The sequence below is a fragment of the Burkholderia contaminans genome, assembly GCF_029633825.1.
GTDB lineage: Bacteria > Pseudomonadota > Gammaproteobacteria > Burkholderiales > Burkholderiaceae > Burkholderia > Burkholderia contaminans.
This window is the reverse complement of sequence record NZ_CP090641.1, coordinates 2,722,082-2,748,701: the sequence shown is the minus strand read 5'-3', so window position 1 is coordinate 2,748,701 and position 26,620 is coordinate 2,722,082. Positions and strand designations below refer to the sequence as shown.

At 65.1% G+C, this 26,620-nt stretch carries 19 protein-coding genes and 1 tRNA gene; 6 read left to right on the top strand and 14 right to left on the bottom strand.

Going from position 1 to position 26,620, the window contains the following annotated elements:
• Positions 1 to 878 precede the first annotated feature (878 nt).
• Positions 879 to 2,711: a S53 family peptidase gene (locus tag LXE91_RS30025; RefSeq protein ID WP_039358153.1), complete on the top strand. Its 1,833-nt coding sequence runs from the start codon at positions 879 to 881 to the stop codon at positions 2,709 to 2,711.
• Positions 2,712 to 3,162: 451 nt separating this feature from the next.
• Entirely contained in the window at positions 3,163 to 4,854 is a 1,692-nt protein-coding gene (locus LXE91_RS30020) for a DUF3300 domain-containing protein (protein WP_039358150.1), read from the top strand.
• A gap of 95 nt (positions 4,855 to 4,949) precedes the next feature.
• Here the strand turns inward: LXE91_RS30020 and LXE91_RS30015 are convergent, their stop codons facing one another.
• Positions 4,950 to 5,600 carry a pyridoxamine 5'-phosphate oxidase family protein gene (locus tag LXE91_RS30015; protein ID WP_039358148.1) on the bottom strand — a complete coding sequence of 217 codons (651 nt, stop codon included), beginning with the start codon at positions 5,598 to 5,600 and terminating at the stop codon, positions 4,950 to 4,952.
• 313 nt (positions 5,601 to 5,913) lie between these two features.
• Here LXE91_RS30015 and pdxR point away from each other — a divergent pair, with 313 nt between their 5' ends.
• The gene (pdxR, locus tag LXE91_RS30010; RefSeq protein WP_039358145.1) at positions 5,914 to 7,377 is read left to right on the top strand and encodes a MocR-like pyridoxine biosynthesis transcription factor PdxR; all 1,464 of its coding nucleotides are present in this window, start codon (positions 5,914 to 5,916) and stop codon (positions 7,375 to 7,377) included.
• Between the two features lie 25 nt (positions 7,378 to 7,402).
• Here pdxR and LXE91_RS30005 read toward each other — a convergent pair whose 3' ends face one another.
• From LXE91_RS30005 to LXE91_RS29975, 7 genes are all read right to left on the bottom strand, one after another.
• Complete coding sequence (locus tag LXE91_RS30005) at positions 7,403 to 8,953, bottom strand: phospholipase D family protein (protein WP_046544090.1); 1,551 nt, start codon at positions 8,951 to 8,953, stop codon at positions 7,403 to 7,405.
• Positions 8,954 to 9,211: 258 nt separating this feature from the next.
• A tRNA-Ile gene (locus LXE91_RS30000) sits at positions 9,212 to 9,287 on the bottom strand.
• 127 nt (positions 9,288 to 9,414) lie between these two features.
• On the bottom strand, positions 9,415 to 11,835 hold the full coding sequence (rpoD, locus tag LXE91_RS29995) for an RNA polymerase sigma factor RpoD (protein ID WP_076841379.1): 2,421 nt from the start codon (positions 11,833 to 11,835) through the stop codon (positions 9,415 to 9,417).
• Positions 11,836 to 11,923: 88 nt separating this feature from the next.
• On the bottom strand, positions 11,924 to 13,795 hold the full coding sequence (dnaG, locus tag LXE91_RS29990) for a DNA primase (protein WP_039358135.1): 1,872 nt from the start codon (positions 13,793 to 13,795) through the stop codon (positions 11,924 to 11,926).
• Positions 13,796 to 13,863: 68 nt separating this feature from the next.
• The gene (locus LXE91_RS29985; RefSeq protein ID WP_039358132.1) at positions 13,864 to 14,310 is read right to left on the bottom strand and encodes a GatB/YqeY domain-containing protein; all 447 of its coding nucleotides are present in this window, start codon (positions 14,308 to 14,310) and stop codon (positions 13,864 to 13,866) included.
• A 211-nt stretch (positions 14,311 to 14,521) separates the two neighbouring features.
• The gene (gene rpsU / locus LXE91_RS29980; RefSeq protein ID WP_006479415.1) at positions 14,522 to 14,734 is read right to left on the bottom strand and encodes a 30S ribosomal protein S21; all 213 of its coding nucleotides are present in this window, start codon (positions 14,732 to 14,734) and stop codon (positions 14,522 to 14,524) included.
• A 107-nt stretch (positions 14,735 to 14,841) separates the two neighbouring features.
• Positions 14,842 to 16,062 carry a BaiN/RdsA family NAD(P)/FAD-dependent oxidoreductase gene (locus LXE91_RS29975; RefSeq protein ID WP_039358126.1) on the bottom strand — a complete coding sequence of 407 codons (1,221 nt, stop codon included), beginning with the start codon at positions 16,060 to 16,062 and terminating at the stop codon, positions 14,842 to 14,844.
• Positions 16,063 to 16,192: 130 nt separating this feature from the next.
• On the opposite strand from LXE91_RS29975, the gene tsaD reads away from it, so the two are divergent.
• Positions 16,193 to 17,233 carry a tRNA (adenosine(37)-N6)-threonylcarbamoyltransferase complex transferase subunit TsaD gene (gene tsaD, locus LXE91_RS29970; RefSeq protein ID WP_039358123.1) on the top strand — a complete coding sequence of 347 codons (1,041 nt, stop codon included), beginning with the start codon at positions 16,193 to 16,195 and terminating at the stop codon, positions 17,231 to 17,233.
• A 98-nt stretch (positions 17,234 to 17,331) separates the two neighbouring features.
• Here tsaD and folE2 read toward each other — a convergent pair whose 3' ends face one another.
• From folE2 to LXE91_RS29950, 4 genes are all read right to left on the bottom strand, one after another.
• The gene (gene folE2, locus LXE91_RS29965) at positions 17,332 to 18,141 is read right to left on the bottom strand and encodes a GTP cyclohydrolase FolE2 (protein WP_006486446.1); all 810 of its coding nucleotides are present in this window, start codon (positions 18,139 to 18,141) and stop codon (positions 17,332 to 17,334) included.
• A gap of 154 nt (positions 18,142 to 18,295) precedes the next feature.
• Entirely contained in the window at positions 18,296 to 20,200 is a 1,905-nt protein-coding gene (gene dxs / locus LXE91_RS29960; RefSeq protein WP_039358114.1) for a 1-deoxy-D-xylulose-5-phosphate synthase, read from the bottom strand.
• A gap of 81 nt (positions 20,201 to 20,281) precedes the next feature.
• Positions 20,282 to 21,166, bottom strand: a complete 885-nt coding sequence (locus LXE91_RS29955; protein ID WP_039358112.1) for a polyprenyl synthetase family protein — start codon at positions 21,164 to 21,166, stop codon at positions 20,282 to 20,284.
• Positions 21,163 to 21,456: an exodeoxyribonuclease VII small subunit gene (locus LXE91_RS29950; RefSeq protein ID WP_027791079.1), complete on the bottom strand. Its 294-nt coding sequence runs from the start codon at positions 21,454 to 21,456 to the stop codon at positions 21,163 to 21,165. Before LXE91_RS29950 ends, LXE91_RS29955 begins: the two co-directional genes overlap by 4 nt.
• Positions 21,457 to 21,726: 270 nt before the next feature.
• On the opposite strand from LXE91_RS29950, the gene LXE91_RS29945 reads away from it, so the two are divergent.
• Both LXE91_RS29945 and LXE91_RS29940 read left to right on the top strand, forming a co-directional pair.
• Complete coding sequence (locus LXE91_RS29945; protein WP_039358107.1) at positions 21,727 to 22,833, top strand: aromatic ring-hydroxylating oxygenase subunit alpha; 1,107 nt, start codon at positions 21,727 to 21,729, stop codon at positions 22,831 to 22,833.
• A gap of 116 nt (positions 22,834 to 22,949) precedes the next feature.
• Positions 22,950 to 23,819: a sulfurtransferase gene (locus tag LXE91_RS29940; RefSeq protein WP_039358104.1), complete on the top strand. Its 870-nt coding sequence runs from the start codon at positions 22,950 to 22,952 to the stop codon at positions 23,817 to 23,819.
• 54 nt (positions 23,820 to 23,873) lie between these two features.
• Here the strand turns inward: LXE91_RS29940 and LXE91_RS29935 are convergent, their stop codons facing one another.
• Positions 23,874 to 24,749: a dienelactone hydrolase family protein gene (locus tag LXE91_RS29935; protein WP_039358102.1), complete on the bottom strand. Its 876-nt coding sequence runs from the start codon at positions 24,747 to 24,749 to the stop codon at positions 23,874 to 23,876.
• Positions 24,750 to 25,162: 413 nt separating this feature from the next.
• Entirely contained in the window at positions 25,163 to 26,497 is a 1,335-nt protein-coding gene (locus tag LXE91_RS29930; RefSeq protein ID WP_039358100.1) for an NAD(P)/FAD-dependent oxidoreductase, read from the bottom strand.
• Positions 26,498 to 26,620: the final 123 nt, after the last annotated feature.

Below are 26,620 nucleotides of genomic sequence, written 5' to 3'. Positions count from 1 at the left end.
ACCCGCGAGCCCCGAGGTATCAGAAAAACTCGTCGAGCAGCCGGTAGAACACGATCCGGCCCGGATCGGGCTGACCGATTCCATACCGGGCAAAGAAAGGCGCGACTCACGTCAGGTTCGATCCTCGTTGACTCGGCCGACATGCGCAACGTCGGACACTTCGCGACTTCATGCTTCGCGTGCCGCCGCCCGCTGATTGGTCATTCTCCGGCACGCCCCTGGAATTCGAGTCCCGCCTCGAACCCGATCGGCCAATTGCACCCATTACGCATCAAACCAGAAACGATCGGCAAAACGAATTCCGAATTACTTTCTTTGGCGGCCTCGAATATTACAAAACACCGCCAATCTTTTCAAAAACATTTCACATATTCGCTTTAATTTAGTTTCATATAATCAAAAAAAGTTTGACACCTCGCTTTCGTTCTTGATACCGTCCGATGCAATCTGACGAATTGCTCACGACGCACCCGCTTCCGCTCCACGTTTTTCGCTTCCGCCGCACCGCAGTGCTCGCCGCCGGCTGTATCGTTCGCGCGCCGGCGCATGCAACATCCCGATGCATCTCATTGGACGACTGCCATCCGGCAGCGGGCCGAAGGACCGAATAAAATGAGCAGGACAACGAAACTGTTGCTCTAGCAATCCCGCCCGCGTCACGTCCGGCGCAGTTGCGTCGCGTCGAGGCGCAGCCTTCCTGTTACCGCGTTTTCCGTATTTCGCCCCCGGAGAAAAAACACCTTTCCGGATCGGGCGAAAGGCCCTGTCGCGTCCGTGCCATCCGCATGCGTGCGACAGAATTCGGCGGTGCATGACCCGCACCGCTGTCGACCGTTGTTGTTCGTGCTGTTCGATGTTCAACCGGAGGGGTAATTCAAATGAATCAGGTTGCAGACAAGAATCAAAAGCACAATCGCTTCGTCAAACTCGCATTCGCCGCCGCAGCCGCCGCATCGTTCGGCATGGCGACCGCCCACGCCGCGCCTGCGGCCGGCTGGACGGAAACGCACACCAAGGGTTTCCTGCCGCTCGTGCAGCAAAGCGAAGCCGGTACGGCCGGGGCGCCCGCCGCGAGCACGGCCGCCGCTGCAGCAGCAGCCGTCGAGATGGCGCCGGGCGAATCGGTGGACATCGTGCTCGGGCTGAACCTGCGCAACGAGGCGCAACTCGACCAGTATCTGCACGACCTGCATACGCCTGGTTCGCCGCACTACCGGCAGTTCCTCACGCCGGCGCAGTTCGCGGCGCAATATGCGCCGACCGACCAGCAGGTCGCCTCGGTCGTCGCGCATCTGCGCAAGGAAGGCTTCGTGAACATCGTGGTCGCGCCGAACCGTCTGCTGGTTTCCGCGTCGGGCACCGCGGCCACCATCAAGTCCGCGTTCCGCACGACGCTCAAGCGCTTCACGCGCAACGGCCGCAGCGTCTACGCGAATACCGACGCCGCGCAGGTGCCGAATGCGATCGGCGGCGTCGTGGGTTCGGTGCTGGGCCTGCAGAACGTCGAACTGATGCATACGGGCGCCGGCAGCCAGCCGCAAGGCAACACCAGCAACCTGGCGATTCCGGCCGGCGCGTCGGCGGTGCCGCACAACCCGACCGAATTCTCGTCGATCTACGGCGGCGACGGTACGCCGACCGCCTCGCAGACCACCGTCGGCATCATCTCCGAAGGCGACCTGTCGCAGACGGTCAGCGACCTCAATACGTTCGCCGCAAACAACAGCCTCGGCACGATCAGCAGCAGCATCGTGAAGACGGGCCCGTCCGGCAGTTCGTACACCGACACCGACGGCACCGTTGAATGGAACCTCGACAGCCAGTCGATCGTCGGCGCGGCCGGCGGCAGCGTGAAGCAGGTCGTGTTCTACGTCGCGCCGTCGATGACGCTCACGGCGATCACCGCCGCGTACAACAAGGCCGTAACCGACAACGTCGCAAAGGTGATCAACGTGTCGCTCGGCGTGTGCGAATCGTCCGCGAACAGCACCGGCTCGCAGGCCACCGACGACACCATCTTCAAGCAGGCAGTCGCGCAGGGGCAGACCTTCTCGGTATCCGCCGGCGACCACGGCGCGTACGAATGTGCGAGCGGCACGCCGTCGCGCTCGACCTACACGGTGAGCGAGCCGGCAACGTCGCCGTACGTGATCGCGGTGGGCGGCACGACGCTGTTCACCAATACGTCGACCAACGCCTACAACAGCGAGATCGTCTGGAACGATCCGAGCTGGCAGCCGGGCACCGTGTGGTCGACGGGCGGCGGGTACAGCAAGTACGAAGCCGCGCCTGCTTGGCAATCGTCGAGCCTCACGGGATCGACCAAGCGCGCGCTGCCTGACGTCGGCTTCGACGCTGACCTGCGCACCGGCGCGATTCTCGTCGTCAACGGCCAGACGTCCGACACGCTGTGGGGCTCGGGCTACCTCAACAACGAAGGCGGCACGAGCCTCGCCGCGCCGATCTTCACGGGCATCTGGGCGCGCTTGCAGTCCGCCAACAACAATGCGCTCGGGTTTCCCGCGTCGAGCTTCTACAAGTACTTCCCGAGCAACGCGGCACTGTTGCACGACGTCACGTCCGGCAACAACGGCAGCGGCACCTACGGCTACAAGGCGAAGGCCGGCTGGGACGCGACGACGGGCTTCGGCAGCGTGAACATCTCGAAGCTCAACACGTTCATCCAGGGCACGTCGGATTTCGCACGCTGATGGATCGATGACTGCTCCGGTTCCGCATGCGCACCGCAGCGCATGCAGGGAACCGGATGTGATCGCTTGAGCAACCCGCGAGGGCCGCAAGGCCTTCGCGGGTTTTTTGCGTTCCGCTTACTGTCGCGGAGCAGTTCCCGGTGCGACGACGCCCTCACCGACCTTGCAATCGTTGCGCAAGCAACTTTCATGTTCATTACCCCGGCAGCACCGCCCGCTTACGAACTGCAAGGCACACACACTGTTACACAACACGCAGACAACTTCCGTGCGTGTCGTGCGTTTAACTGGGTATATCGATTCGTCGCGGAACGACCACCATGCGAACACGGCCTCACCGCCTGCCCCGGTCGATGCCCCCGGAGCATGCGACAACGGTCGCGATACCGGGCTCAAGCCGGTCGCGCGGCCCGCGTGCCTGCCAACGCCGACACAACACCGAACGAACAACATGAACAACACACGTGCACACCGCCCCGTCAGAACGCTGATCGCGTCGTCCCTCATCGTGTCGCTGCTCGGCCTCTCGGCCTGCAACAGGAACGGCGACAGCAGCGCCCCCGCTCCGGCCAGCGACGCGAGCGCGGCCGCGGCGGCGCAGCCCGCGTCGGCACCCATTGCCTACACGCCGCCGACTGCCGACCAGCTCTACCAGATGGTCGCGCCGATCGCACTGTTCCCCGACAAGCTCGTCGCACTCGTGCTGGCGGGGGCAACGTACCCGGACCAGGTCACGGCCGCCAATAACTGGGTCACGCAGAATCCATCGTTGAAGGGACCGGCACTCGCAACCGCCGCCGATACGCAGCCGTGGGATCCGTCCGTCAAGGCATTGACCGCGTTCCCCGCGGTGCTGTCGCAGATGGCGTCGAACCCGGCCTGGACCACGTCGCTCGGCCAGGCGTACTACAACGATCCGACCGACGTGATGAACGCGATCCAGGTGATGCGCCAACGCGCGCAGACGTCCGGCCATCTCCGCTCGAGCGGCCAGATGCGGGTCACGCAAGTCGCGCAGGCCGCACCGACCGGTTATACCCCGGCTACCGATGCGCCCGTCGTCTACGCCGGGCCGGCGATCGTGCCGCCCCCCGCGCAGGCCATCGAGATCGAATCGGCACAGCCGGAGGTCGTCTATGTCCCGTCGTACAACCCGACGGTCGTCTACGGCGAGCCGGTTTCGGCCTACCCCGGCTACGTGTACCGGCCGCCTTCATACAGCACGGGCGAAATCGTTACCGCCGGCGTGATCACGTTCGGCGTCGGCATCGCCGTCGGCGCCGCGATCTTCGGGCACCACGACTGGGGCTGGCATGCATGGGGCATGAACTGGGGCGCACCTCGTCCGGAAGGCCCCGGCTGGCATGGCGGCTGGCAGCGCCCCGCGGTGGTGTACAACCACACCACGTACGTGTCGAAGTCGACCACCGTGATCAACAACATCACCAACATCCGCAACACGCGAATCACGAACAACTACGGCGGCAACGTCACCAACAACACGACGAATACGACGATCGAACGCAACACGATGCAGCCGGGCGCAGAGCCGATGCGCGGGCAGGCCATGGAGCAACACCCGGGCGCCGGGCCGATGACGATGCCGCACTTCGGCGCGAACGACGCGCGCCCCGGCGCGCGGCCGTCGCCGGACGCGTTCGCGCAGAACCGGGCGAATGAACTGCATGCCGAAGCACCGGGACAACATGCGCCCGGTGCGATGCGCGAGGAGCGGCAGCAGGCAATGCAGCAGGAGCACACCGCGCAGGAAAATCGTGCAGCCGCCCAGCAGCAGCAACAGCGCAACGAGGCTCAGCAGCAACGCGACACGATGCAACAGCGCAACGCCGTACAGCAGCAGCAACGCGAGGAAATGCAGCGACACAACGCAGCGGAGCAACAGCAGCGCGAGGCGTTGCAGCAACACGATGCGGAGCAGCAACGGCAGCGCGAAGCCATGCAGCAACGCAACGAGACTCCGCAGCAAGTGCATAAAGAGGCGCCACCGCACAACGAAGCGCAACCGCGAGAACACGCGGCACCGCAACCTCGGCAACCGGCCCCCGAGCACGCGCCCGCACCGCATCCGCACCCTGCGGAGTCGCATCCGCCGCACGAGACGCATGAGCATCGCACCGAGTGAAATGCACGCCGTGACGGCAGCGCGGCATTCGCACTGCCGGCCGGCAAAAACGCGTCTCGTTGCCGTGCGAACGCAGCACGGCCTTGCCGCGCAACTTACTCCTCCCAGTTCCGGACATAATCCGGTACCGGCACGTTGCCCTCGGCAGGGACCGGCGCACCGCGCGTCATCTTCAGCGGCAGGATCCCCGTCCAGACAGCAAGCGCGAGATCTTCTTCCTTGTCGGACGGCATTGAATCGCTGACTTTTACCGCTGCTTCCGCAAGCGCAATTCGCAGCACGCTGGTCGCATTGATTTCCTTCTCGTTGCCGGGCCGCGCGGCATGCTTGCGACCGGGCGCGATCTTGTCCATCAATGCATCCAGGGCCGCCAGCTTGTCCGCACTGCCCTCCACCGTCTCGAATCGCCCGTAGATCACCGCGGATCGGTAATTCATCGAATGGTTGAAGGCCGACCTGGCCAACACGAGACCGTCCAGCAACGTCATCGCGACCGAAGCCTGTGCACCCGCCGCCAATGCCTTGATCATCCGGCTGCCGTTCGACCCGTGGATATAGAGGTCATCGCCCCGTCTCCAGTGCGCGGTCGGGATACAGTGCGTGTCCTCACCCGTACCGAATGCGATGTGGCACACGTAGGCCTCGTCCACGATGCGATGAAGCATCTCGCGATCGTGGCTCGCCAGTTCCGGCAGGCGGCGGATGGTGGTGCGGGACGTGGGGGAGATGACGGCCTGGTCTTTCATGTTTCGTTTTCCTGTTTGCGCGCCCTTGCGCGCATCGAGCAGCCCACGTTTCGGCAAAGCACGGGCATTCACTCCAAATATATTTGCACTACGAAACTAATCGAATCGAACGCGACAGCTTCCATGCGCGAATGACCTGTCGATCATCCCATCGACAGTCGCTTGCCAAATCGATCAAAATACGCGCGTGCCGCTATCCGTGACGATCGCTGGACATGCCCGCGCACCGGCCGGCACCACATGAACGTGAACGATACGACGCGCGTCGAATCTTCAAAAGAACCAGCTCAACGAAAAATTCTGGAACCAGCCCATGGATCTCGCGCTGCTCGTCTCAACGCTTTCCAGACAAGACGGCTCGACGCGCCACAGCCAGCAGGAAGCCCTCTACCGGAGCCTGCGCAACATGCTGCTGGACGGGCACATCCCGCCCGGCACGCGGCTCGTGTCGACGCGCGTACTTGCGGCCGAGCTCGGTATCGCGCGCAATTCGGCGGTCTATGCGTACGAGCGCCTTGCCGAGGAAGGCTTCGTGGCGGCCACGCGCAACGGGACGATCACGCAATGGGACGGGTGCGGCCGTTCCAGTGCAGGAATCGAACGCGGCCCGGCCCCGGCTCGATTGTCCGAGCGCGTGCACGGGCTGGAGAACGTCGATCCCGAACCCGAACGCATGTTGCCGTTCATTCCCGGCCTCCCATCGCTCGACGAATTCCCCGTTGCCCAATGGCGCCGTTGCATCGAGCGCGCGTGGAGAGCCGTCAAGCCCGCGCAGCTCGCCTATGGCCCGGTCGAAGGGCTGCCCGAATTGCGGCGTGCCGTGGCCGCCTACATCCGGGTCTCGCGCGGCGTGCGCTGCGAAACAGGCCAGGTATTCATCACCGACGGCACGCAAAGCAGCCTCGAACTGTGCGCACGCATGCTGGCAAATCCCGGTGAATATGGCTGGATCGAGAACCCCTGCTACAACGGCGCCCGAACCGCATTCCGGTCGACCGGCCTGGAGCTCGTGCCGATCGAGGTCGACCACGAAGGAATGGCGCCAACCGACGAGCAGTGGCACACCCGCCCGCCCAGGCTGATCTATACGACACCGTCGCACCAGTACCCGCTCGGCGCACTGATGAGCCCCCGGCGGCGCGCGGCGCTCGTCGAGCGCGCACGGGCGTGCGGTGCGTGGATCATCGAGGACGATTACGACAGCGAGTTCCGCCACGGCGGCCAGCCGCTGCCCGCGATCCAGGGCATCGATGCCGACGCACCGGTCTGCTATCTCGGCACCTTCAGCAAGACGATGTTTCCCGCCCTCCGGCTCGGCTTCATGGTGGTTCCGCCGATCCTGGTCGACCGCTTCACCCGCACGCTGCGCGAACTCGTCCATCGGGGCCACTCGGCCGATCAACTGGCGATGGCCGAATTCATCGACACCGGCCTCTTTGCGCGACACCTGCGCAGGATGAGGACGCTGTACGCCGAACGGCGGCGCAGCCTCGAAGCCGCACTCGCCCGCCACCTCGGCTCCGTGCTGAGCGTTCGCGAAAGCCCGGGCGGCATGCATCTTTCGGCGGATCTCGCGATGCCGCTGCACGATACCGACGTCGCCCGCGCCGCAACCGCGCACGGCGTGCTGCTTCAGCCGCTGAGCAGCTATCGGGTCGGCGACGGCCGGCCGTACAACGGTTTCGTGCTGGGATACTCGGGGCTCAGCGACACGACGATCGAGACCGCGACGATGCAGTTCGCGGACGTCATCGAGCAGCACGGCCGCACGCGTTGATGAATGCCGCGCGCGGCATCGTCGCTCACAGTTGCGACTCGATCGGAAACAGCCCGAGAAACCAGACTTCCATGCGGCGCGGGGCGGACACTTCCGGTTCGTGATCGAGCTCGGTGACCGTGCCGTCCGAATCGGTCTGAATCCACTTGAGCCGCCCGTTGCCCGCCGGATCGGGCTTCAATTCGACCCGCCACGCGATGCGATCGAGCCGCGCCTCCAGATCGTTGGCCACCTGCGACGCAATCGCCGGACTCTCGCAGTAAACGCCGATCTCCGTGTTGAGGTTCAGCGAGCGCGGATCGAGGTTCATCGAACCGATGAAAATGTTCTTGTGATCGAACACGTAGGTCTTCGCATGCAGCGACGCACGCGACGACCCGATGATGACCTGCTTCGAGATACTCTTGTCACCCGACGGCCGCCGCTCGTATAGCCGCACGCCGGCCGCCACGAGATCGCTTCGGTAGTGCCGGTAGCCGGCATGCACGGCCGCGACGTCGGTCGACGCGAGCGAGTTGGTCAGCACCGTGACGCGCACACCGCGCGCCGTGAGCGCACGCAGCCGCTCGACGACCTCCCTGCCCGGCACGAAATACGGCGACACGATCAGCAGGTCATGTTCGGGCTGCAAGGCGAGCGCCCGCAACTGCGGCATCAGGTGTCCGTCGCTGTCCTTCGGCGCGTGTGCGATCTTCGATGGATCGTCGTACAGCACCGTCGCGTGCCCCCACGACAGTTCCGTGCCCTGCCCATGAACGATCCGGTCGAGCCGCTGCCTGGCCTCGAGCACGTACGGATTGTCTTCCATGGCCCTCAGGTAGTCGCGCAACCGTTCGCGCTCGCGGTCCAGCCCGCCCGGCGCCGCGTCATGCCCGACCAGCGCGCTGATCGGATACGCGTACGGGGAATTCCAGAACGTATCGAATTCGGTCGAGATGTCCTTCACGACCGGGCCGTGAACGACGACGTCGAGATCGCCAAACTCCAGCATCGACGATGCGCCGAAATACTCGTCGCCGATATTGCGGCCACCGACGATCGCCGCCTGGTTGTCCGCGATCATCGCCTTGTTGTGCATGCGCCGGTTGACGCGCGAGAACTCGAACACGGTGCCGATTTTCTTGAACCGGCGCGTGGCAACCGGGTTGAAGAGCCGGATCTCGATGTTCGGATGGGAGCTGATCTCGAGCAGTTTGCGATCGCCCGCGTTCGTGCCGAGGTCGTCGAGCAGCGCACGGACGCGCACGCCGCGATCGGCCGCGCGGATGATCGCGTCGGCCAGTTCGTGCCCGGTCAGGTCGTCATGCCAGATGTAGTACTGAAGGTCGATCGAGCGGTCCGCGCGATCGGCCAGCAACACGCGCGCATCCAGCGCATCGACCGGATCGGTCAGCAGATGAAACGCGTCCTGCCCCGGATGCGTACCGGCCTGCTGCCGGAACGCGACACCCAGCCGCGTGTCGTCGGTATCGGTGTATGCGTGCGTCTGCGCGCGCTCGGCCTGCGGCGGCAGGCTCGCGCATGCAACGAGCGCCAGCAACGAAAGAAGCGCACCCCACGAACGCAGCATGGTCATGATTGCCGTCCCACTCCCGGCCGAAGCTGTTTATTTTCGCCGCCGGATGGATCGCGGGGCTGTCTGGTTTTCCTTCGGCCGCAACCGGTGTCGCGCGTGGAACGGCCGCGCTACAGCATACTTCGATTGACGGTCGCGCGGCACCCTCTCGGTACTTCCTGATCACCACATGGGTCACGCGTGCCCGCAAAGAAAAACCCGCGACGCATGAAGCCATCGCGGGTTTTCGGCATGCTACGCGAACGCGCGCATGAAATCTGGTGGGCCCGGCGGGGTTCGAACCCGCGACCAATCGATTATGAGTCGACTGCTCTAACCGCTGAGCTACAAGCCCTGATGAGAAGCGAAGCGTGTCACACGCTGCCCCGACGAAGAAGCCGGGCCGGCATTGTAACAACAAAGGAGAGAAACGCCACCGGCATCACGCGGATACCGGCGGCGTTCGCAAGAGACGCTGGAAATCAGTTCCCTTCGAGGAACGACTTCAGCTTGTCGGAACGGCTCGGGTGACGCAGCTTGCGCAGCGCCTTGGCCTCGATCTGACGGATCCGCTCACGCGTGACGTCGAACTGCTTGCCGACTTCCTCGAGCGTGTGATCGGTGCTCATTTCGATACCGAAGCGCATCCGCAGCACCTTCGCCTCGCGCGGCGTCAGCGAATCGAGCACGTCCTTCACGACGTCGCGCATGCTCGCATGCAGCGCGGCATCCGCCGGCGCGACCGTGTTGGTGTCCTCGATGAAGTCGCCGAGATGGGAATCGTCGTCGTCACCGATCGGCGTTTCCATCGAGATCGGCTCCTTCGCGATCTTCATGATCTTGCGGATCTTGTCTTCCGGCATCTCCATCTTCTCGGCGAGCGTTGCCGGATCCGGCTCGAGACCGGTTTCCTGCAGGATCTGCCGCGAGATGCGGTTCATCTTGTTGATCGTCTCGATCATGTGAACCGGAATACGGATCGTGCGCGCCTGGTCCGCGATCGAGCGCGTGATGGCCTGACGGATCCACCACGTCGCATAGGTCGAGAACTTGTAGCCGCGACGGTATTCGAACTTGTCCACCGCCTTCATCAGGCCGATGTTGCCTTCCTGGATCAGGTCGAGGAACTGCAGGCCGCGGTTCGTGTACTTCTTCGCGATCGAGATCACGAGACGCAGGTTCGCCTCGGTCATTTCACGCTTCGCCTGGCGCGCCTTCAGTTCGCCGGCCGCCATCTGGCGGTTGGTTTCCTTCAGGTCCTTCAGCGGCAGCACGACGCGCGCCTGCAGGTCGAGCAGGCGCTGCTGCTGTTCGCGGATCGCCGGGATGTTGCGCGACAGCACCGCGCTGTACGAATGGCCTTCGGCCATGATCTTCTCGGCCCAGTCGAGATCGGTCTCGCTGCCCGGGAAGCGCGCGATGAACTCCGAGCGCGGCATGCCGCACTTGTCGACGACGATGTGCAGGATCTGGCGTTCGACCTGACGCACTTCGTCCACCTGCGCACGCAGCGTGTCGCACAGGCGTTCGACGGTACGCGCGGTAAAGCGGATCGTCATCAGCTCGCTCTGGATCGTTTCCTGCGCCTTCAGGTAGGCCTTCGACTTGTAGCCTTCCTTTTCGAATGCGCGGCGCATCTTGTCGAACCACTCGCTGATCTGCGAGAACTTCTCGAGCGACGCACGCTTGAGGGCTTCGAGCTGGGCGGCGTTGGCCGATGCCTGCGCGGCACCGTCGTCCTCCTCCTCTTCCTCTTCTTCCTCTTCCTCTTCGGCTTCCTCGTCCTCGTTCTCGATGGCTTCCGCTTCCTTCGCGGAGAAACCGTCGGTATCGGCGGAGTCCGAAGCATTCGGATCGAGCAGGCCGTCGACGAGTTCGTCGACGCGGATCTCTTCGTTCGCGACGCGTTCGGCCATCGCGAGGATGTCGGCGATCGTCGTCGGGCACGCGGAGATGGCCATCACCATGTGGCGCAGGCCGTCCTCGATCCGCTTCGCGATCTCGATTTCGCCTTCGCGCGTGAGCAGCTCGACCGTGCCCATCTCGCGCATGTACATCCGGACCGGATCGGTCGTGCGGCCGAATTCCGAATCGACGGTGGACAGCGCGACTTCCGCTTCCTCTTCGACTTCATCGTCCGACGACGCGGCGGGCGCGTTGTCGTTCAGGAGCAGCGTTTCCGCGTCCGGCGCCTGCTCGTAGACCGCCACGCCCATGTCGTTGAACGTGCCGATGATGCCCTCGAGGGCTTCGGTCTCGGTGAAGTTGTCCGGCAGGTGGTCGTTGATTTCGGCGTACGTGAGGAAGCCGCGCTCCTTGCCGAGCTTGATCAGCGCGCGCAGTTTCACGCGGCGCTCTTCGAGCTCCTCGGCCGTACCCGGCGTGCTCGTCGCGAACGCTTCCTTCAGTAGCGCCTTTTCCTTGGCGCGACGATCGCGCACCTTGGATTTGCCCGGTGCAGCCGCTGCTGCTGCGGGCTGCTCGTCGCTCTGATTTGCGTCGTCTTCGACGGATACTTCGTTCAGCTTTTTGGTCATGGAGTTCGCCGTACCGGCTATATCGACTCGCGGCTGCTGGACGACAGCCGGTTGAACCGTGGGTGCATGAGTAGTACGTACTGCCGTTTCGTCCGCGGCGGCAGTCGTGTCCCTTGCGCTTTTCGCACTTGCCCGCTTCGCCGCCGGCTTGGCCGGCCCGGAGTCGGGTCTGGCGGCAGCCCGTGTTCTGGCTGCCGGCGCCGGCGCAGCCTGAGCAGTGCCGGCCGCGGTTTTCTTTCCTGCAGAAGCTGACGTGGCTGAAGACGTTGTCCTGGTGGAAGAAGCAGACTTGGCCGCTGTGACCTTTTTGGTCGGCTCCGTCGAGCCCTTGCCTGTTGCTTTCTTTCCGCCTGTCGTCTTTGCCATCGCGATTCTCGCCTTTGCTTGGAAAACAAACCGCTGGAAACCTTATATTATAGCACGCTGGGGAGCCCTCTCTAAGCTCCCCTGCCGCCTACAGCCCGAGCCGACGCTTCATGTCGGTTCGCTGCTGGTTCAATTCCGTCAATTCGGCCAATTCCTCGGGTGTGAAGGTGGATTGCCGCGCCAGCCTGTCAAGCCGGTCGCAGCAGGCGTCGTAACGCATCTTGAGCACCGCCGCCTGCAGTTCCTCCGCCGCGATCCGTTCCTGTTCACGCTGCCGCTCGGGCACCGTCTCGTCTTCCGGATTCTGTAACAGCAAATCACGGACGTTTTCATCATAGTCCAGAATTTCGCGGAAGATTTCCTCGTAAGTCGCTCCATTCGAGGACGTCCGCAGCACATCCGACAGCAGCCGGAACTCCGCGCCGTCGCCCAGCGCGCGCGCATGATCGACGACTTCCGCGAACAGTTCGCCGATGCGCGGCAACGCGCGCAGGGTCGCCAGTTGCTCATCGTCGAGCTGCGACGCGATGCGCGGATGCATCACCAGCGTGCGCAATGCGCGCTTTTCGCTGTCCGTCACGCGGCGCCGCTCGCTGCGCGCAGGCGCCTGGCGCGGCGGTGCCGCGATCCGCGTATCGACGTCGGACAGCCCCGCAACCTCTTCGAACGGAATGTCGAGGCGGTCGGCGAACATGTGCATGATCTGCGCGCGCAACGCGTTCGCGGGGAGCGCCTGCAATAACGGCTTCGCATCGAACAGCGCCTTCGCGCGGCCTTCCGGCTGATCGAGCGCCTTGCCGGAAATTGCTTCGTTCAGCAAAAATTGTGACAGCGGCATCGCGCGCTCGACCTGCTCGGAGAACGCGTCCGCGCCGAATTCGCGCACGTAGCTGTCCGGATCGTGCTCGGCCGGCAGAAAAAGGAACCGGATCGTGCGGTTGTCCCCCGCATGCGGCAGGCAAGCCTCGAGCGCGCGCCGGGCCGCTCGCCGCCCGGCCGAATCGCCGTCGAAACTGAAAATGACCGTGTCGGTCTGGCGCAGCAGCTTCTGCACGTGAATCGGCGTGCACGCGGTGCCGAGCGTCGCGACCGCGTTGGGGAACCCGAGCTGGGCGAGCGCGACGACGTCCATGTAGCCTTCGACGACCAGCACGTACTTGCGCTCGCGAATCGCGAGCCGCGCCTCGAACAGGCCGTACAGCTCGCTGCCCTTGTTGAACAGCGGGGTCTCGGGCGAGTTCAGGTACTTCGGCTCACCGCTGCCGAGCACGCGGCCGCCGAAGCCGATCACCTGCCCCTTCACGTTGCGGATCGGGAACATGATCCGCTCGCGGAACCGGTCGTAGCGGCGCGCGACGCCCTGCGCATCGGTCTTCTCGCTGACGATCACGAGCCCCGCCTCGACGAGCGACTCGTCGCGATAGTCGGGGAACGCGGCTTCGAGGTTCTGCCAGCCGTCCGGCGCATAGCCGAGCCCGAAGCGCGCGGCAATCTCGCCGGTCAGGCCCCGGTTCTTCAAGTACTGGATCGCGACGGTCGCGCCGCGCAACTGCTTGCGGTAGTAGTCGCACGCGGCGGTCATCGCATCGGACAGCGCGGTTGCGACCGATTTCGACACCGGCGCTGGATAGTCGCCGCCACCGCCTCCGCCGCCGCCACGCATCGACGGCTCGTGCGGCACGGTCAGCCCGACGGACTGCGCGAGATCCTGCACAGCCTCCGGGAACGTGAGCCCCGCGTGTTCCATCAGAAAGCCGATCGCCGTGCCGTGAGCCCCGCAACCGAAGCAGTGATAGAACTGCTTGGTTGGGCTGACGGTAAACGACGGGCTCTTCTCGTTATGGAACGGGCACAGTCCCATGAAATTGGCGCCGCCCTTCTTGAGCTGCACGTACTTGCCCACCACGTCGACGATATCGACGCGGTTCAGCAAATCCTGCAGGAACGAATGCGGAATCACCGTGGGATCGAGCGAAAAAAGACAATACGACACCCCGGCGCACGCACGGCGCGCCGGGGAAACAGGTGTTACTTCGTGAGCGCGGCCTTGACCAGCGCGGAAATCGCCGTCATGTCGGCGCGGCCTGCGAGCTTGCCCTTCAGCACGCCCATTACCTTGCCCATGTCCTGCGGGCCGGCGGCGCCCGTCTGCGCGACCGCTGCCTGGACTTCGGCAGCCACCTCGGCTTCCGACAGCTGCTCGGGCATGTAGCCGCTCAGCACGACCAGTTCGGCCTGCTCTTTCGCGACGAGGTCGTCACGGCTGGCTGCCTGGAACTGGCTGATCGAATCCTTGCGCTGCTTGATCATCTTGTCGATCACGGCCGTGATGCCCGCGTCGTCGAGGGTGATCTGATCGTCGACTTCGCGCTGCTTGATCGCGGCCATCAGCAGGCGAATCGTTGCCAGGCGCTCGCTTTCCTTCGCGCGCATCGCGGCCTTCATGTCTTCGCTGATCTGCTCTTTCAAACTCATCTTTCACCCGGGAAGGAAACGTGAATCCGACGCCCGCCATAAGGGCGTCAACACAAAAACCCGCTTGGGACAGTGTCTCAAGCGGGTTGCTCGAATCCGGCATCGGCGGCTCGCCTGATCGGTCGCATGATCATGCTCGATCTTTTCTCGATCACCTGATCGCACGGAGTCGCCGGTGCGCCGCTCAGCGAACCGCGCGGCGCCCAATCGTTCAGTACAGCTTCTTCGGCAGTGTCTGGCTGCGGATGCGCTTGTAATGACGCTTCACTGCAGCAGCCTTCTTGCGCTTGCGCTCCGCGGTCGGCTTCTCGTAAAACTCGCGCGCACGAAGCTCGGTCAACAGACCATTCTTCTCGATCGTGCGCTTGAAGCGACGCATTGCAACTTCGAACGGCTCGTTCTCTTTAACGCGAATGATCGTCATGATCCGACACGAATAAAGGTTTGCAGGGAAAGACTACCGAGTATAGCAGAGCGATTGCCTAAAGGCACGGGGACTGGTCCCGTCAAAACGGCGTCGGCCCGGTCTCGTCAGGCGCCGCGCGCATACTCGGCCGCCGCCTGTCCGGCCGCCGCGCCGGACGCCCATGCCCACTGGAAGTTGTAGCCGCCGAGCCAGCCCGTCACGTCCACCGCCTCGCCGACGAAGAACAGCCCCGGTACGCGCGCACTCATCATCGTCGCCGACGACAGGTCGCGCGTATCGACCCCGCCCTTCGTCACTTCGGCCTTCTTGTAGCCCTCGGTGCCGTTCGGCGTCAGCGTCCAGCCGGACAGCGCGTCGCCGATCTGGCGCAGCGTCTTGTCGGGCAGGTCCGCGAGCCGCGCGTCGGCCGCGACGCGGTGGGTGTCGAGCCACGCATGCGCGAGGCGCGACGGCACCCAGTCGGCGAGCAGCGAACCGATCTGGCGCTTTGACGTGCGCTTCGCGTCGAGCAGGTCGGCCACCGTGTCGCGCTGCGGCAGCAGATCGACGCGGATCGGGTCGCCGGGCTGCCAGTAGCTCGAGATCTGCAGGATCCCGGGCCCGGACAGGCCGCGATGGGTCAGCAGCAGGTCCTCGACGAATTCGCCGCCGCGCTTCTTGTCGCCGGTCGAGACGCGCACCTCGAGCGATACGCCGGACAACGCCGCGAACGGCTCCCAGTCCTGCTGCGCGAACGTCAACGGCACGAGCGCGGGCCGCGTATCGATGAGCTTGTGGCCGAACTGCTTGGCGATCCGGTAGCCGAAGTCCGTCGCGCCGATCTTCGGGATCGACAGGCCGCCGGTCGCGATGATCAGCGCGCGCGCACGGATCGGCCCGGCCTGCTGCGTGTCGAGCGTGAAGCCGTCGGACGGCGCGTGGCGCACCGCGTCGACGACGACGGGCCGGCGCCACGCGATACCGCCCGCGTCGCACTCGTGCTTCAGCACGTCGATGATCGCGTCGCTGCCGTGGTCGCAAAAGAGCTGGCCCTTGTGCTTTTCGTGCCAGGTCACGTGATGGCGCTTGAGCAGCCCGAGGAAGTCGCGCGGCGTATAGCGCGCCAGCGCCGAGCGCGCGAAATGCGGATTCGACGACAGATAGTTGTCGGGGCCGGCGTACAGGTTCGTGAAGTTGCAGCGGCCGCCGCCCGAGATGCGGATCTTCTCGGCGAGCCGCGGCGCGTGATCGATCAGCACGACGCGGCGGCCGAGCTGCCCGGCGACCGCGGCGCTCATCATTCCGGCAGCGCCCGCGCCGATCACGGCGATGTCATAAGTTTCCATGGCGCGGATTGTACCTGCCCGGCATCCGGCCCGGGCCGCTGCCAGCGGGGGCAGGCCCTCGCCTGCTATACTTTCCGGTTACGTTGACCTACCTGCGGCGCGCCCGATACGGCGTGCCCTGCCCGTACCCATGCTCGTTCTCGGCATCGAAAGCTCCTGTGACGAAACCGGCCTCGCGCTCTACGACACGCAGCGCGGCCTGCTCGCGCACGCGCTCCACTCGCAGATCGCCATGCACCGCGAATACGGCGGCGTCGTGCCCGAGCTCGCATCGCGCGACCACATCCGCCGCGCGCTGCCGCTGCTCGAGGAAGTGATGGCGCAAAGCGGCACGCGCCGCGACGACATCGACGCGATCGCGTTCACGCAGGGCCCCGGCCTCGCCGGTGCGCTGCTGGTTGGCGCGAGCATCGCGAATGCGCTCGCGCTCGCCTGGAACAAGCCGACGGTCGGCATTCACCACCTCGAAGGCCACCTGCTGTCGCCGCTGCTCGTCGACGAGCCGCCGCCGTTCCCGTTCGTCGCGCTGCTGGTATCCGGCGGCCACACGCAACTGATGCGTGTGACCGACGTCGGCGTGTACGAGACGCTCGGCGAAACGCTCGACGACGCGGCCGGCGAAGCATTCGACAAGACGGCCAAGCTGATCGGCCTCGGCTACCCGGGCGGCCCGGAAGTGTCGAAGCTCGCCGAAACCGGCACGCCGGGCGCGGTCGTGCTGCCGCGCCCGATGCTGCATTCGGGCGACCTCGACTTCAGCTTCAGCGGCCTGAAGACGGCCGTACTCACGCAGATGAAGAAGTTCGAAGCTGCCAAGCTCGAAGGTGAAGCCCTCGAACGCGCGAAGGCCGACCTCGCGCGCGGCTTCGTCGATGCGGCCGTCGACGTGCTCGTCGCCAAGTCGCTCGCCGCGTTGAAGAAGACGAAGCTCAAGCGCCTCGTGGTCGCGGGCGGTGTCGGCGCGAACCGCCAGTTGCGCGCTGCACTGTCGGCCGCCGCGGCCAAGCGCGGCTTCGACGTGCACTACCCCGATCTCGCGCTCTGCACCGACAACGGCGCAATGATCGCGCTCGCAGGCGCATTGCGGCTCGGCCGCTGGCCCGAGCAGGCGAATGCCGACTACGCATTCACGGTGAAGCCGCGCTGGGATCTCGCATCGCTCGCGCGCTGAGCCGCGCCACGCACGCGACGCAACGTCGCACCGGCAAACAGAAAGGCCGCTCGATACTGAGCGGCCTTTTTTCATCGACGCGACAAAACGCAGCGGCGTTATGCAGCCTGCCGCTTGTCGCGTTCGATCAGCGCATACGCGCTGTGATTGTGGATCGACTCGAAGTTCTCGGCTTCGAGCACGTATGCCACCACACGCTCGTCCGCATCGAGACGCTGCGCGACGTCACGCACGAGATCCTCGACGAACTTCGGGTTCTCGTACGCGCGCTCGGTCACGAACTTCTCGTCCGGACGCTTCAGCAGCCCCCACAGCTCGCACGACGCCTCTTCCTCGGCGATACGGATCAGCGCCTCGACCGGCAGGTCGGCCGCGAGCTCCGCGTCGATCGTCACGTGCGAACGCTGGTTGTGCGCGCCGTACTGCGAGATCTTCTTCGAGCATGGGCACAGGCTCGTCACCGGCACGAGCACCTTCAGGAACAGGCGCGTATCGCCGTTGCGGCTTTCGCCTGCGAGCGTCACTTCATAGTCGAGCAGGCTCTGCACGCCCGACACCGGCGCCGTCTTGTTCACGAAGTACGGGAACGTCACTTCGATGCGGCCGGCTTCGGCTTCCAGCTTCTCGAGCATCGATGCGAGCATCGCACGGAAACGCTCGACCGTCAGCGGTGCACGGTTCTCCTCGAGCAGCGCGACGAAACGCGACATGTGCGTGCCCTTCTGGTCGGCCGGCAGGCGGACATCGAGGTTCCAGACACCGACGGTCGGCTGCACGTCGCCGCTTTCGGTACACACCGTCAACGGATGCCGGACCGCCTTCACGCCCACACGCTGAATCGGAATCTGGCGGGTATCCACCGTGCTCTGCACGTCGGGCATCACGAAGGCGGGATTCATCTGGTTCATCTTGTTCAATCCTTGTAAGCCGCGCGTTCGACGACGCGCACGCCGCGTCATGCGGCAGCCGGAAAAGCAACATGGGCCCGCAGGCCCATGTTTTCCGCATCAATGAAGACCGGTTGCGCCAGTCGCGCCGGCACCGCCCGCAGGCGGCGCCAGCTTATGCGACGCGCTTCGCCTGACCGGCGACATCGGCCGCCGGATTCAGAAAGCGTTCGCGAATCGATTTCGCGATACCCGCGCCGTCGAGGCCGCATTGCGACAGCAGCTTCGCGGGGTCGCCGTGATCGATGAACAGGTCAGGGAGGCCCAATTGTAGTACGGGTCGGATAACCCCACTCTCCATCAGGGCTTCCACGCAGGCCGAGCCCGCACCGCCCATCACGCAGCCTTCCTCGACCGTGACGACGTAGTCGTGCGTCTCGGCGAGTTCACGCACGAGCGCCGCATCGATCGGCTTCACGAAGCGCATGTTCGCAACGGTCGCATCGAGTTCCTCGGCCGCGGCGAGCGACGGTGCAACCATCGTGCCGAACGCGAGGATTGCGACGCGCTTGCCTTCCGGCTGCGACGTCTGGCGACGCACTTCACCCTTGCCGAGCGGGATCTCGGTGAATTCCTTCACCGTCGGCACGCCCGTGCCCGCGCCGCGCGGATAGCGCACCGCGGTCGGGTTCGGCTGCTGCAGCGCCGTGTGCAGCATCTGGCGGCATTCGTTCTCGTCGGACGCAGCCATGATCGTCATGTTCGGGATGCAGCGCATGAACGCGAGATCGTACGCGCCCGCGTGCGTCGCGCCATCCGCGCCGACCAGGCCCGCGCGGTCGATCGCGAACACGACCGGCAGGTTCTGCAGCGCGACGTCGTGGATCAGCTGGTCGTATGCACGTTGCAGGAACGTCGAGTAAATCGCGACGACCGGCTTGAGGCCTTCGGTTGCCATGCCGCCCGCGAACGTCACCGCGTGCTGTTCGGCAATGCCGACGTCGTAGTAGCGATCCTTGAAGCGCTTCTCGAACTCGACCATGCCCGAGCCTTCGCGCATCGCGGGCGTGATGCCGACGACACGCGTATCGCGCTCGGCTTCGTCGCACAGCCACTCGCCGAACACCTGCGTGTACGTCTTCTTCGCGGGCGTGGCCGACGGCTTGATGCCTTCGGCCGGGTTGAACTTGCCGGGGCCGTGATAAAGCACGGGATCCGCTTCGGCGAGCTTGTAGCCCTGGCCTTTCTTCGTCACCACGTGCAGGAACTGCGGGCCGCGCAGTTCGCGGATGTTCTGCAGCGTCGGGATCAGCGAATCGAGATCGTGACCGTCGATCGGGCCGATGTAGTTGAAGCCGAACTCTTCGAACAGCGTAGCCGGCACGACCATGCCCTTCGCGTGCTCTTCGAGCTTGCGTGCGAGTTCGAGCACCGGCGGCGCAACGCTCAGCACGCGCTCGACGCCCGCGCGCGCAGCCGCATAGAAGCGGCCCGACATCAGGCGTGCGAGATGGCGATTCAGCGCGCCGACCGGCGGCGAGATCGACATGTCGTTGTCGTTCAGGATCACGAGCACTTTCGCATCTTCCGACACGCCCGCGTTGTTCATCGCCTCGAACGCCATGCCGGCCGTCATCGCGCCGTCGCCGATCACGGCGATCGAGAAGCGGTCGTCGCCGTTCAGCTGACTGCCGATCGCCATGCCGAGCGCGGCCGAGATCGACGTGCTCGAGTGCGCGGTGCCGAACGTGTCGTATTCGGATTCGCTGCGACGCGGGAAGCCCGAGATGCCATCCTGCTGGCGCAGCGAATGCATCTGGTCGCGGCGGCCCGTCAGGATCTTGTGCGGGTAGGTCTGGTGGCCCACGTCCCAGACGATGCGATCGTTCGGCGTGTTGAACACGTAGTGCAACGCGATCGTCAGCTCGACCGTCCCGAGGTTGGACGACAAATGGCCGCCCGTCTTCGACACACTGTCGAGCACGAACGCGCGCAGTTCATCCGCGAGCGGTTGAAGTTGGCGACGATCGAGGCGGCGCAAATCCGCCGGGTCGTCGATGGTTTTCAGCAAGTCGTACATCGTCGTTCCATTGTAGGAAATCAAACGCGCCCGCATTCTGTTGCACGCACCGTAGCATGTGCGCGGCGGCGGGCTTTCGCGTCAGCTGACCCGGTTCACTACCAGGTCGGCAAGTTCGGCCAGACGCTGAGCGCGTGCGCCGAACGGTTTCAGTGCGTCGTGCGCTTCGGCGCGCAGTTGCGCTGCGAGCTCGCGCGACGCCTCGAGACCGAGGATCGATACATAGGTCGGCTTGTCGTTTGCCGCGTCCTTGCCGGCCGTCTTGCCGAGCGTCGCCGAATCGGTCGTGACGTCGAGAATGTCGTCGACGACCTGGAAGGCCAGACCCACGGCCCCCGCGTACACATCGAGCGCAGCCATCGTTTCCGCGGACGGCGTTTCGCCGGCCAGCGCGCCCATCCGCACGGCCGCGCGCAGCAATGCGCCCGTCTTTTTCCGGTGCATCGTCTCGAGCTGCTCGAGCGTCAGCTTGAGGCCGACGCTCGCCAGGTCGATCGCCTGCCCGCCGGCCATGCCGATCGAGCCGCTTGCCAGCGCCAGCTCGCGCACGAGCGCAGCCTGCTGCACCGGCGACAGCGCAGCGGCGTCGGTCAGCGCAACGAATGCCTGCGACTGCAGCGCGTCGCCGACGAGCAGCGCCGTCGGCTCGTCATACTGCACGTGCACGGTCGGCTTGCCGCGACGCAGTGCGTCGTCGTCCATGCACGGCATGTCGTCGTGCACGAGCGAGTAGACGTGGATCATCTCCAGCGCCGCCGCCGCCGCGTTGCGCGCCCCTTCCGTCGCGCCGGTCAGTTCGCCTGCTGCATGGCACAGCAGCGGGCGAACGCGTTTGCCGCCGCCGAGGACCGCATAACGCATCGCCTCGTGGAGTTTCGCCGGCATCGTCGTTTCAGCGGGCAAATAGTGGCCGAGTGCGTCCTCGACACGGTCCAGCACGGACCGCATCCATTGTTCGAATGTCATAGATCGTCGTCTTCGCCGTCCGTGGCGGCCGTTCCGGACGAAAGCGGCTTCAGCGTCGCGCCGTCGAGCACGCGAACCTGCTGCTCCACTTTCTCGAGCTGCTGTTGGCAAAACGCAACGAGGGTCGCACCGCGGCGATACGCCGTCAGTGAATCCTCGAGGCTCAACGCGCCGCCTTCCATCCGTGCAACCAGCGTCTCGAGTTCCGCGAGCGCCGTTTCGTAATTGTCCGGCAACGGTTCGGTACCATTGCCGGGCGGCGTGGCGCCTGGGGATGCGGTTTTCGCCATGGACGAGGGTGTCAAATTTCAAAACAAGTCGGACATTCTACGGCAAAAGAGAATTTTCCGACCTGCCGTCGTGGGCACCCGGCACATATTCCGGCCCCATCTCCGGCACACATTGTGCGCCTTCCGATTGCCGCCCGACAAAAAATTGACACAAATCAGGCACTTAATCCTAGCCTTGGGAGGCGAACCGGGTATAATTCCCCGTTTCCCTAAATCGATTTTTCGATGGTTGGGTTGTTCACTGCTTTCACGCTAACACCGGGAGTGGGAATGTCCAATCTGAGCGACGCGCTTCAGTTGAAGTCGGCTCACAGCCAGCTTCCAGTCACTGCATACTTCGATGAGGCGCTACTCGAGCGCGAGATCGAAACCCTCTTCAAGAAAGGACCTCGTTACGTCGGGCACGAGTTGATGGTGCCCGAGGCGGGGGATTATTTTGCGCTGCCGTCCGAGAAGGAAGGCCGCGTGCTGGTCCGTAACCAGACGAACCAGATCGAACTGCTGTCGAACGTCTGCCGCCACCGGCAGGCGATCATGCTCAACGGGCGCGGCCGCACGCAGAACATCGTGTGCCCGCTGCACCGCTGGACGTACGACCTGGAAGGCGAGTTGCTCGGCGCACCGCACTTCCCCGACAAGCCGTGCCTGAACCTCGGCAAGAGCCCGCTGCAGAACTGGCAGGGGCTGCTGTTCGAGGCCGAGGGCCGGCATGTCGCGCGCGACCTCGCCAATCTCGGCACGAAGCATCACTTCGACTTCTCCGAGTACCTCTTCGATCACGTCGAAGTGCACGAGTGCGACTACAACTGGAAGACGTTCATCGAGGTCTACCTCGAGGATTACCACGTCGTCCCGTTCCACCCGGGCCTCGGCAGCTTCGTGTCGTGCGACGACCTCAAGTGGGAGTTCGGCGACTGGTACAGCGTGCAGACGGTCGGCGTGCACAACGCCCTCGCGAAACCGGGCAGCGCGACTTACCAGAAATGGCACGAGCAGGTGCTGAAGTTCCGAAACGGCGTGCCGCCGGAGTTCGGCGCGATCTGGATGGTCTACTACCCGGGCCTGATGATCGAGTGGTATCCGCACGTGCTCGTCGTGTCGTGGCTGATTCCGCAAGGCCCGCAGAAGACGACCAACATCGTCGAGTTCTATTACCCCGAGGAAATCGCGCTGTTCGAACGCGAATTCGTCGAGGCGGAACGCGCCGCCTATATGGAAACGGCCGTCGAGGACGACGAGATCGCGATGCGGATGGACGCAGGCCGCCGTGCGCTGATGGCCCGCGGCGAGTCGCAGGTCGGCCCGTACCAGAGCCCGATGGAAGACGGCATGCAGCACTTCCACGAGTTCCTGCGCCGCCACCTCGGCGACATTTGATACCGGTGCGGCGCTTTGACGCCGCACGGCATCCGGCAGACGAAAAGACGGGCTTCGGCCCGTCTTTTTTTGTTTAGACTTGGAGTGTCAGGCCATTCGCACTCCAGGGAGCCGTCATGCCACACACTCACTACACCACGCTCATCTCCGCCGCCAATCTCGCCGAGCGCCTGGCGGCGGCGCCCGGCAGCGTCGCGCTGTTCGACTGCCGCTTCGATCTCGTCGATCCCGCTGCCGGCGAAGCCGCGTACGCGGCCGGCCACATCCCCGGCGCCCAGTACCTCCACCTCGACCGCGACCTGTCGGGCCGCAAGACGGGCACCAACGGCCGCCATCCGCTACCGACCCGCGACGCACTCGCGACGCTGCTCGCGAGCCGCGGCCTCAAGCAGGGCCAGCAGGTCGTCGTGTACGACGCGCAAGGCGGCGCGTATGCGGCGCGCCTGTGGTGGCTGCTGCGCTGGCTCGGCCATGATTCGGTTGCCGTGCTCGACGGCGGCCTTCAGGCCTGGGAAGCAGCCGGCCAGCCGCTTGCAACCGACGTGCCGCACCCGGCCGCCGGCGATTTCCGCGCAGCCGCGCCGCTCGAATCGACGGTCGACGCGGCAGCCGTACTCGCCAACGTGAACGCACCCACGCGCGTCGTGATCGATGCACGCGCACCCGACCGCTACCGCGGTGAAAACGAAACGATCGATCGTGTGGGCGGCCACATCCCCGGCGCGCGCAATCGCTTCTTCAAGGACAACCTGACCGCCGACGGCCGCTTCAAGACCGGCCATGAACTGCGCGAGGCGTTTTCCGCCGTGCTGGCGGGCACCGAACCGAACCGCGCGATCCTGCAATGCGGCTCCGGCGTCACCGCATGCCACAACGCACTTGCGCTGGAGGTGGCGGGCCTGCATGGCGCGTCGCTGTATCCGGGCTCGTGGAGCGAATGGAGCGCCGATCCGTCGCGGCCGATCGCTACCGGCCCGACACCGTAAGCGCCGGCGCGGCGCAGTCGCAACGAAGCGGCGGCCCGTGCCGCCGCTTGCCGTTTACATCACGCCGTACTTGTGGAGCCACGCGATCGCGCGCTTCCAGCTCTCCTCCGCGTCGGCCTTCACATAGCTCGGCCGGTAATCGGCAAAGAACGCGTGACCGGCATCCGGATACACGACGATCTCCGATTCGCGCGCGAGCTTCGAGTCGCTCGCCTGGATCGCCTTGCGCATGTTCGCGAGCGACGCCTGCGTGATGTTCGTATCTTTCTCGCCATACAGCCCGAGCACGGGCACCTTCAGCAACGATGCATGATCGACCGGGTTGAACGGCGTCATCTCGTCCGTCTTGCCTTCGACGAACCCGTACCATGCAACGGCCGCACGCACGTGCGGGTTGTGCTCCGCATACAGCCAGCTCTGGCGGCCACCCCAGCAGAACCCGACCACGCCGAGACGCGACAGGTCGCCGCCGTTCTTGCCGGCCCACGCGACGGTCGCGTCGAGATCCTCGGTCACCTGCCGGTCCGGCACCTTGCTGACGATGTGATCGACCAGATCCTTGATCGTCGGATACTTCTCCGCATTGCCCTGCCGCGCGAAAAGGTCGGGGGCGATCGCAAGATAACCGAGCTTCGCGAAGCGGCGGCAGACATCGGCGATGTGCGCGTGCACGCCGAAGATCTCGTGGATCACGATGACGACCGGCAGGTTCGTCTTGTCCTTCGGCTGCGCGCGATACGCGGGCACGCTCGCGTCGCCCGAGCGGATCTCGACGGTGTCGACGTCCAGCCCGTCGCTGTCGGTCGTGACCGTCTGCGCCGACACGGGCAGTACGGCCGCCGCGAAGGCACCGCCCAGCGCGGCCTGCATGAACTTGCGACGCGAGAACGGAACGTGGGGAACCAGGCTGTCGACTTCGGGTTTCAACATGAATGCACTCCTCGATTGGGGGGCCGCCGCCACGATCACGGACACGGCATGACGGGGCATCGCGCCGGCGCGCGGCGCGGATGTCGCGGCGGTTGGCACCCCGCCGCGAACGGAAACCCGGACAAGATGCCCAATAATCCGTTGTCGCGTCAACTGTCGGATATGTAAGACTCGATTACGGCGTGTTGATCCGGCAGCACGGAAACCCGCGGGCGGGCCGTCGAATCGCAATGCAACGAGCCGCATGTCGACCCCGGTTGTGCGCCCGGATGCTTGCGAATTGAAACGCAATACATGCGGCCGATATTGCCCGTCAAGCGCACGCATGGCCGCCCCACTGCCCGCAAAAAGCAACGGACGGAGACCACGCACGACGTGCGCACTCCCCGCCCGCTTCCCGCGCGAACGCGCGCTCAGTGCAGCTTGACGCGCGGCAGTGTCGTGCGCCGCAGCCAGTGTGCAACCGTGTCGAGCATCATGCGCGGATAGCCGTGCAGCGCGGCGATGTGCATCCGGTACAGCGACATGTACATGAAGCGCGCGAACAGTCCTTCGATCAGCATGTTGCCGCCGATCAGCCCGCCCATCAGGTTGCCGACCGCGCTGAAATGGCCGAGCGACACGAGCGAGCCCAGGTCGCGATAGGTGAATTCGGGCAGCGGGCGCCCGTCGAGCCGGCAGCCGATTGCCTTCAGCAGGAAGCTCGCCTGCTGATGGGCAGCCTGCGCGCGCGGCGGCACGTTGCGCTCGTTGCCGGGCCATGCACAGGCCGCACAATCGCCGAGCGCGAATACGTTGTCGTCGGTAAAGGTCTGCAGCGTGCGGCGCACGTCGAGCTGGCCGAGCTTGTTGACCTGGAGGCCGTCGAGATTGGCGAGTACGGACGGCGCCTTGATGCCGGCGGCCCAGACCGTCAGGTCGGCACGCACCGTCTTGCCGCTCGCCGTATGGACTGCCCCGGGCGCCACCTCGGTCACGCGCTCGGCGAGCATCAGCCGCACGCCGATCTTCTCGAGCAGTTCGGCCGTCGCCGACGACACGCGCTCCGGCAACGCCGGGAGGATCCGCGGCCCCGATTCGATCAGCACGATGCCGACGTCGTGCCGCGGGTCGAGCTTGTGCAGCCCGTAGGCCGACAGCACCTGCGCGGTGTTGCGCAGCTCGGCGGACAGCTCGACGCCGGTCGCGCCGCCACCGACGATCGCGACCTGGATGCGCGGCTCGGCCGCTTCACCCGGTGCTGTAGGCGCAGGCGCCTGGTGCTCGGCGCGCATGCAAGCGGCGATCAGCCGCTTGCGGAAGCGCTCGGCCTCGCCCACCGTATCGAGCGCGATCGCGTTTTCCGCCGCGCCCTGTACGCCGAAGAAGTGAGTCGTACTGCCGATCGCGATCACGAGCGTGTCGTATTCCAGCTCGCGGGCAGGCAGCAGTTCCTCGCCGTCGCTGTCGTTGATGGGTGACAGCGTGATGCGCTTTGCCGCGCGATCGAGCCCGGTCAGCCCGCCCTGCTGGAATTCGAAGCCATGCCAGCGCGCCTGCGCCGCATATTCGAGCTCCTGCGTGAACGGGTCCATGCTGCCCGCCGCAACCTCGTGCAGCAGCGGTTTCCAGATGTGGGTCGGATTGCGGTCGACGAGCGTGACAAGCGCACGCGCGGGACGATTGCCGCGCGCGCCGTAGCGGTCGCCGAGCCGCGTCGCCAGTTCCAGGCCGCCCGCGCCGCCGCCTACGATGATGATCCGATGCATCTGTTCCCCCTTTGCGATTCGAAACTGCTGCCGCCGGACAAGGCAAACGCGATGCATTCGCGCCACCCGGTGGATTAACCGGTTCGGACATCATCAATGTGCAGTTCGAAGCACTTGATGTTT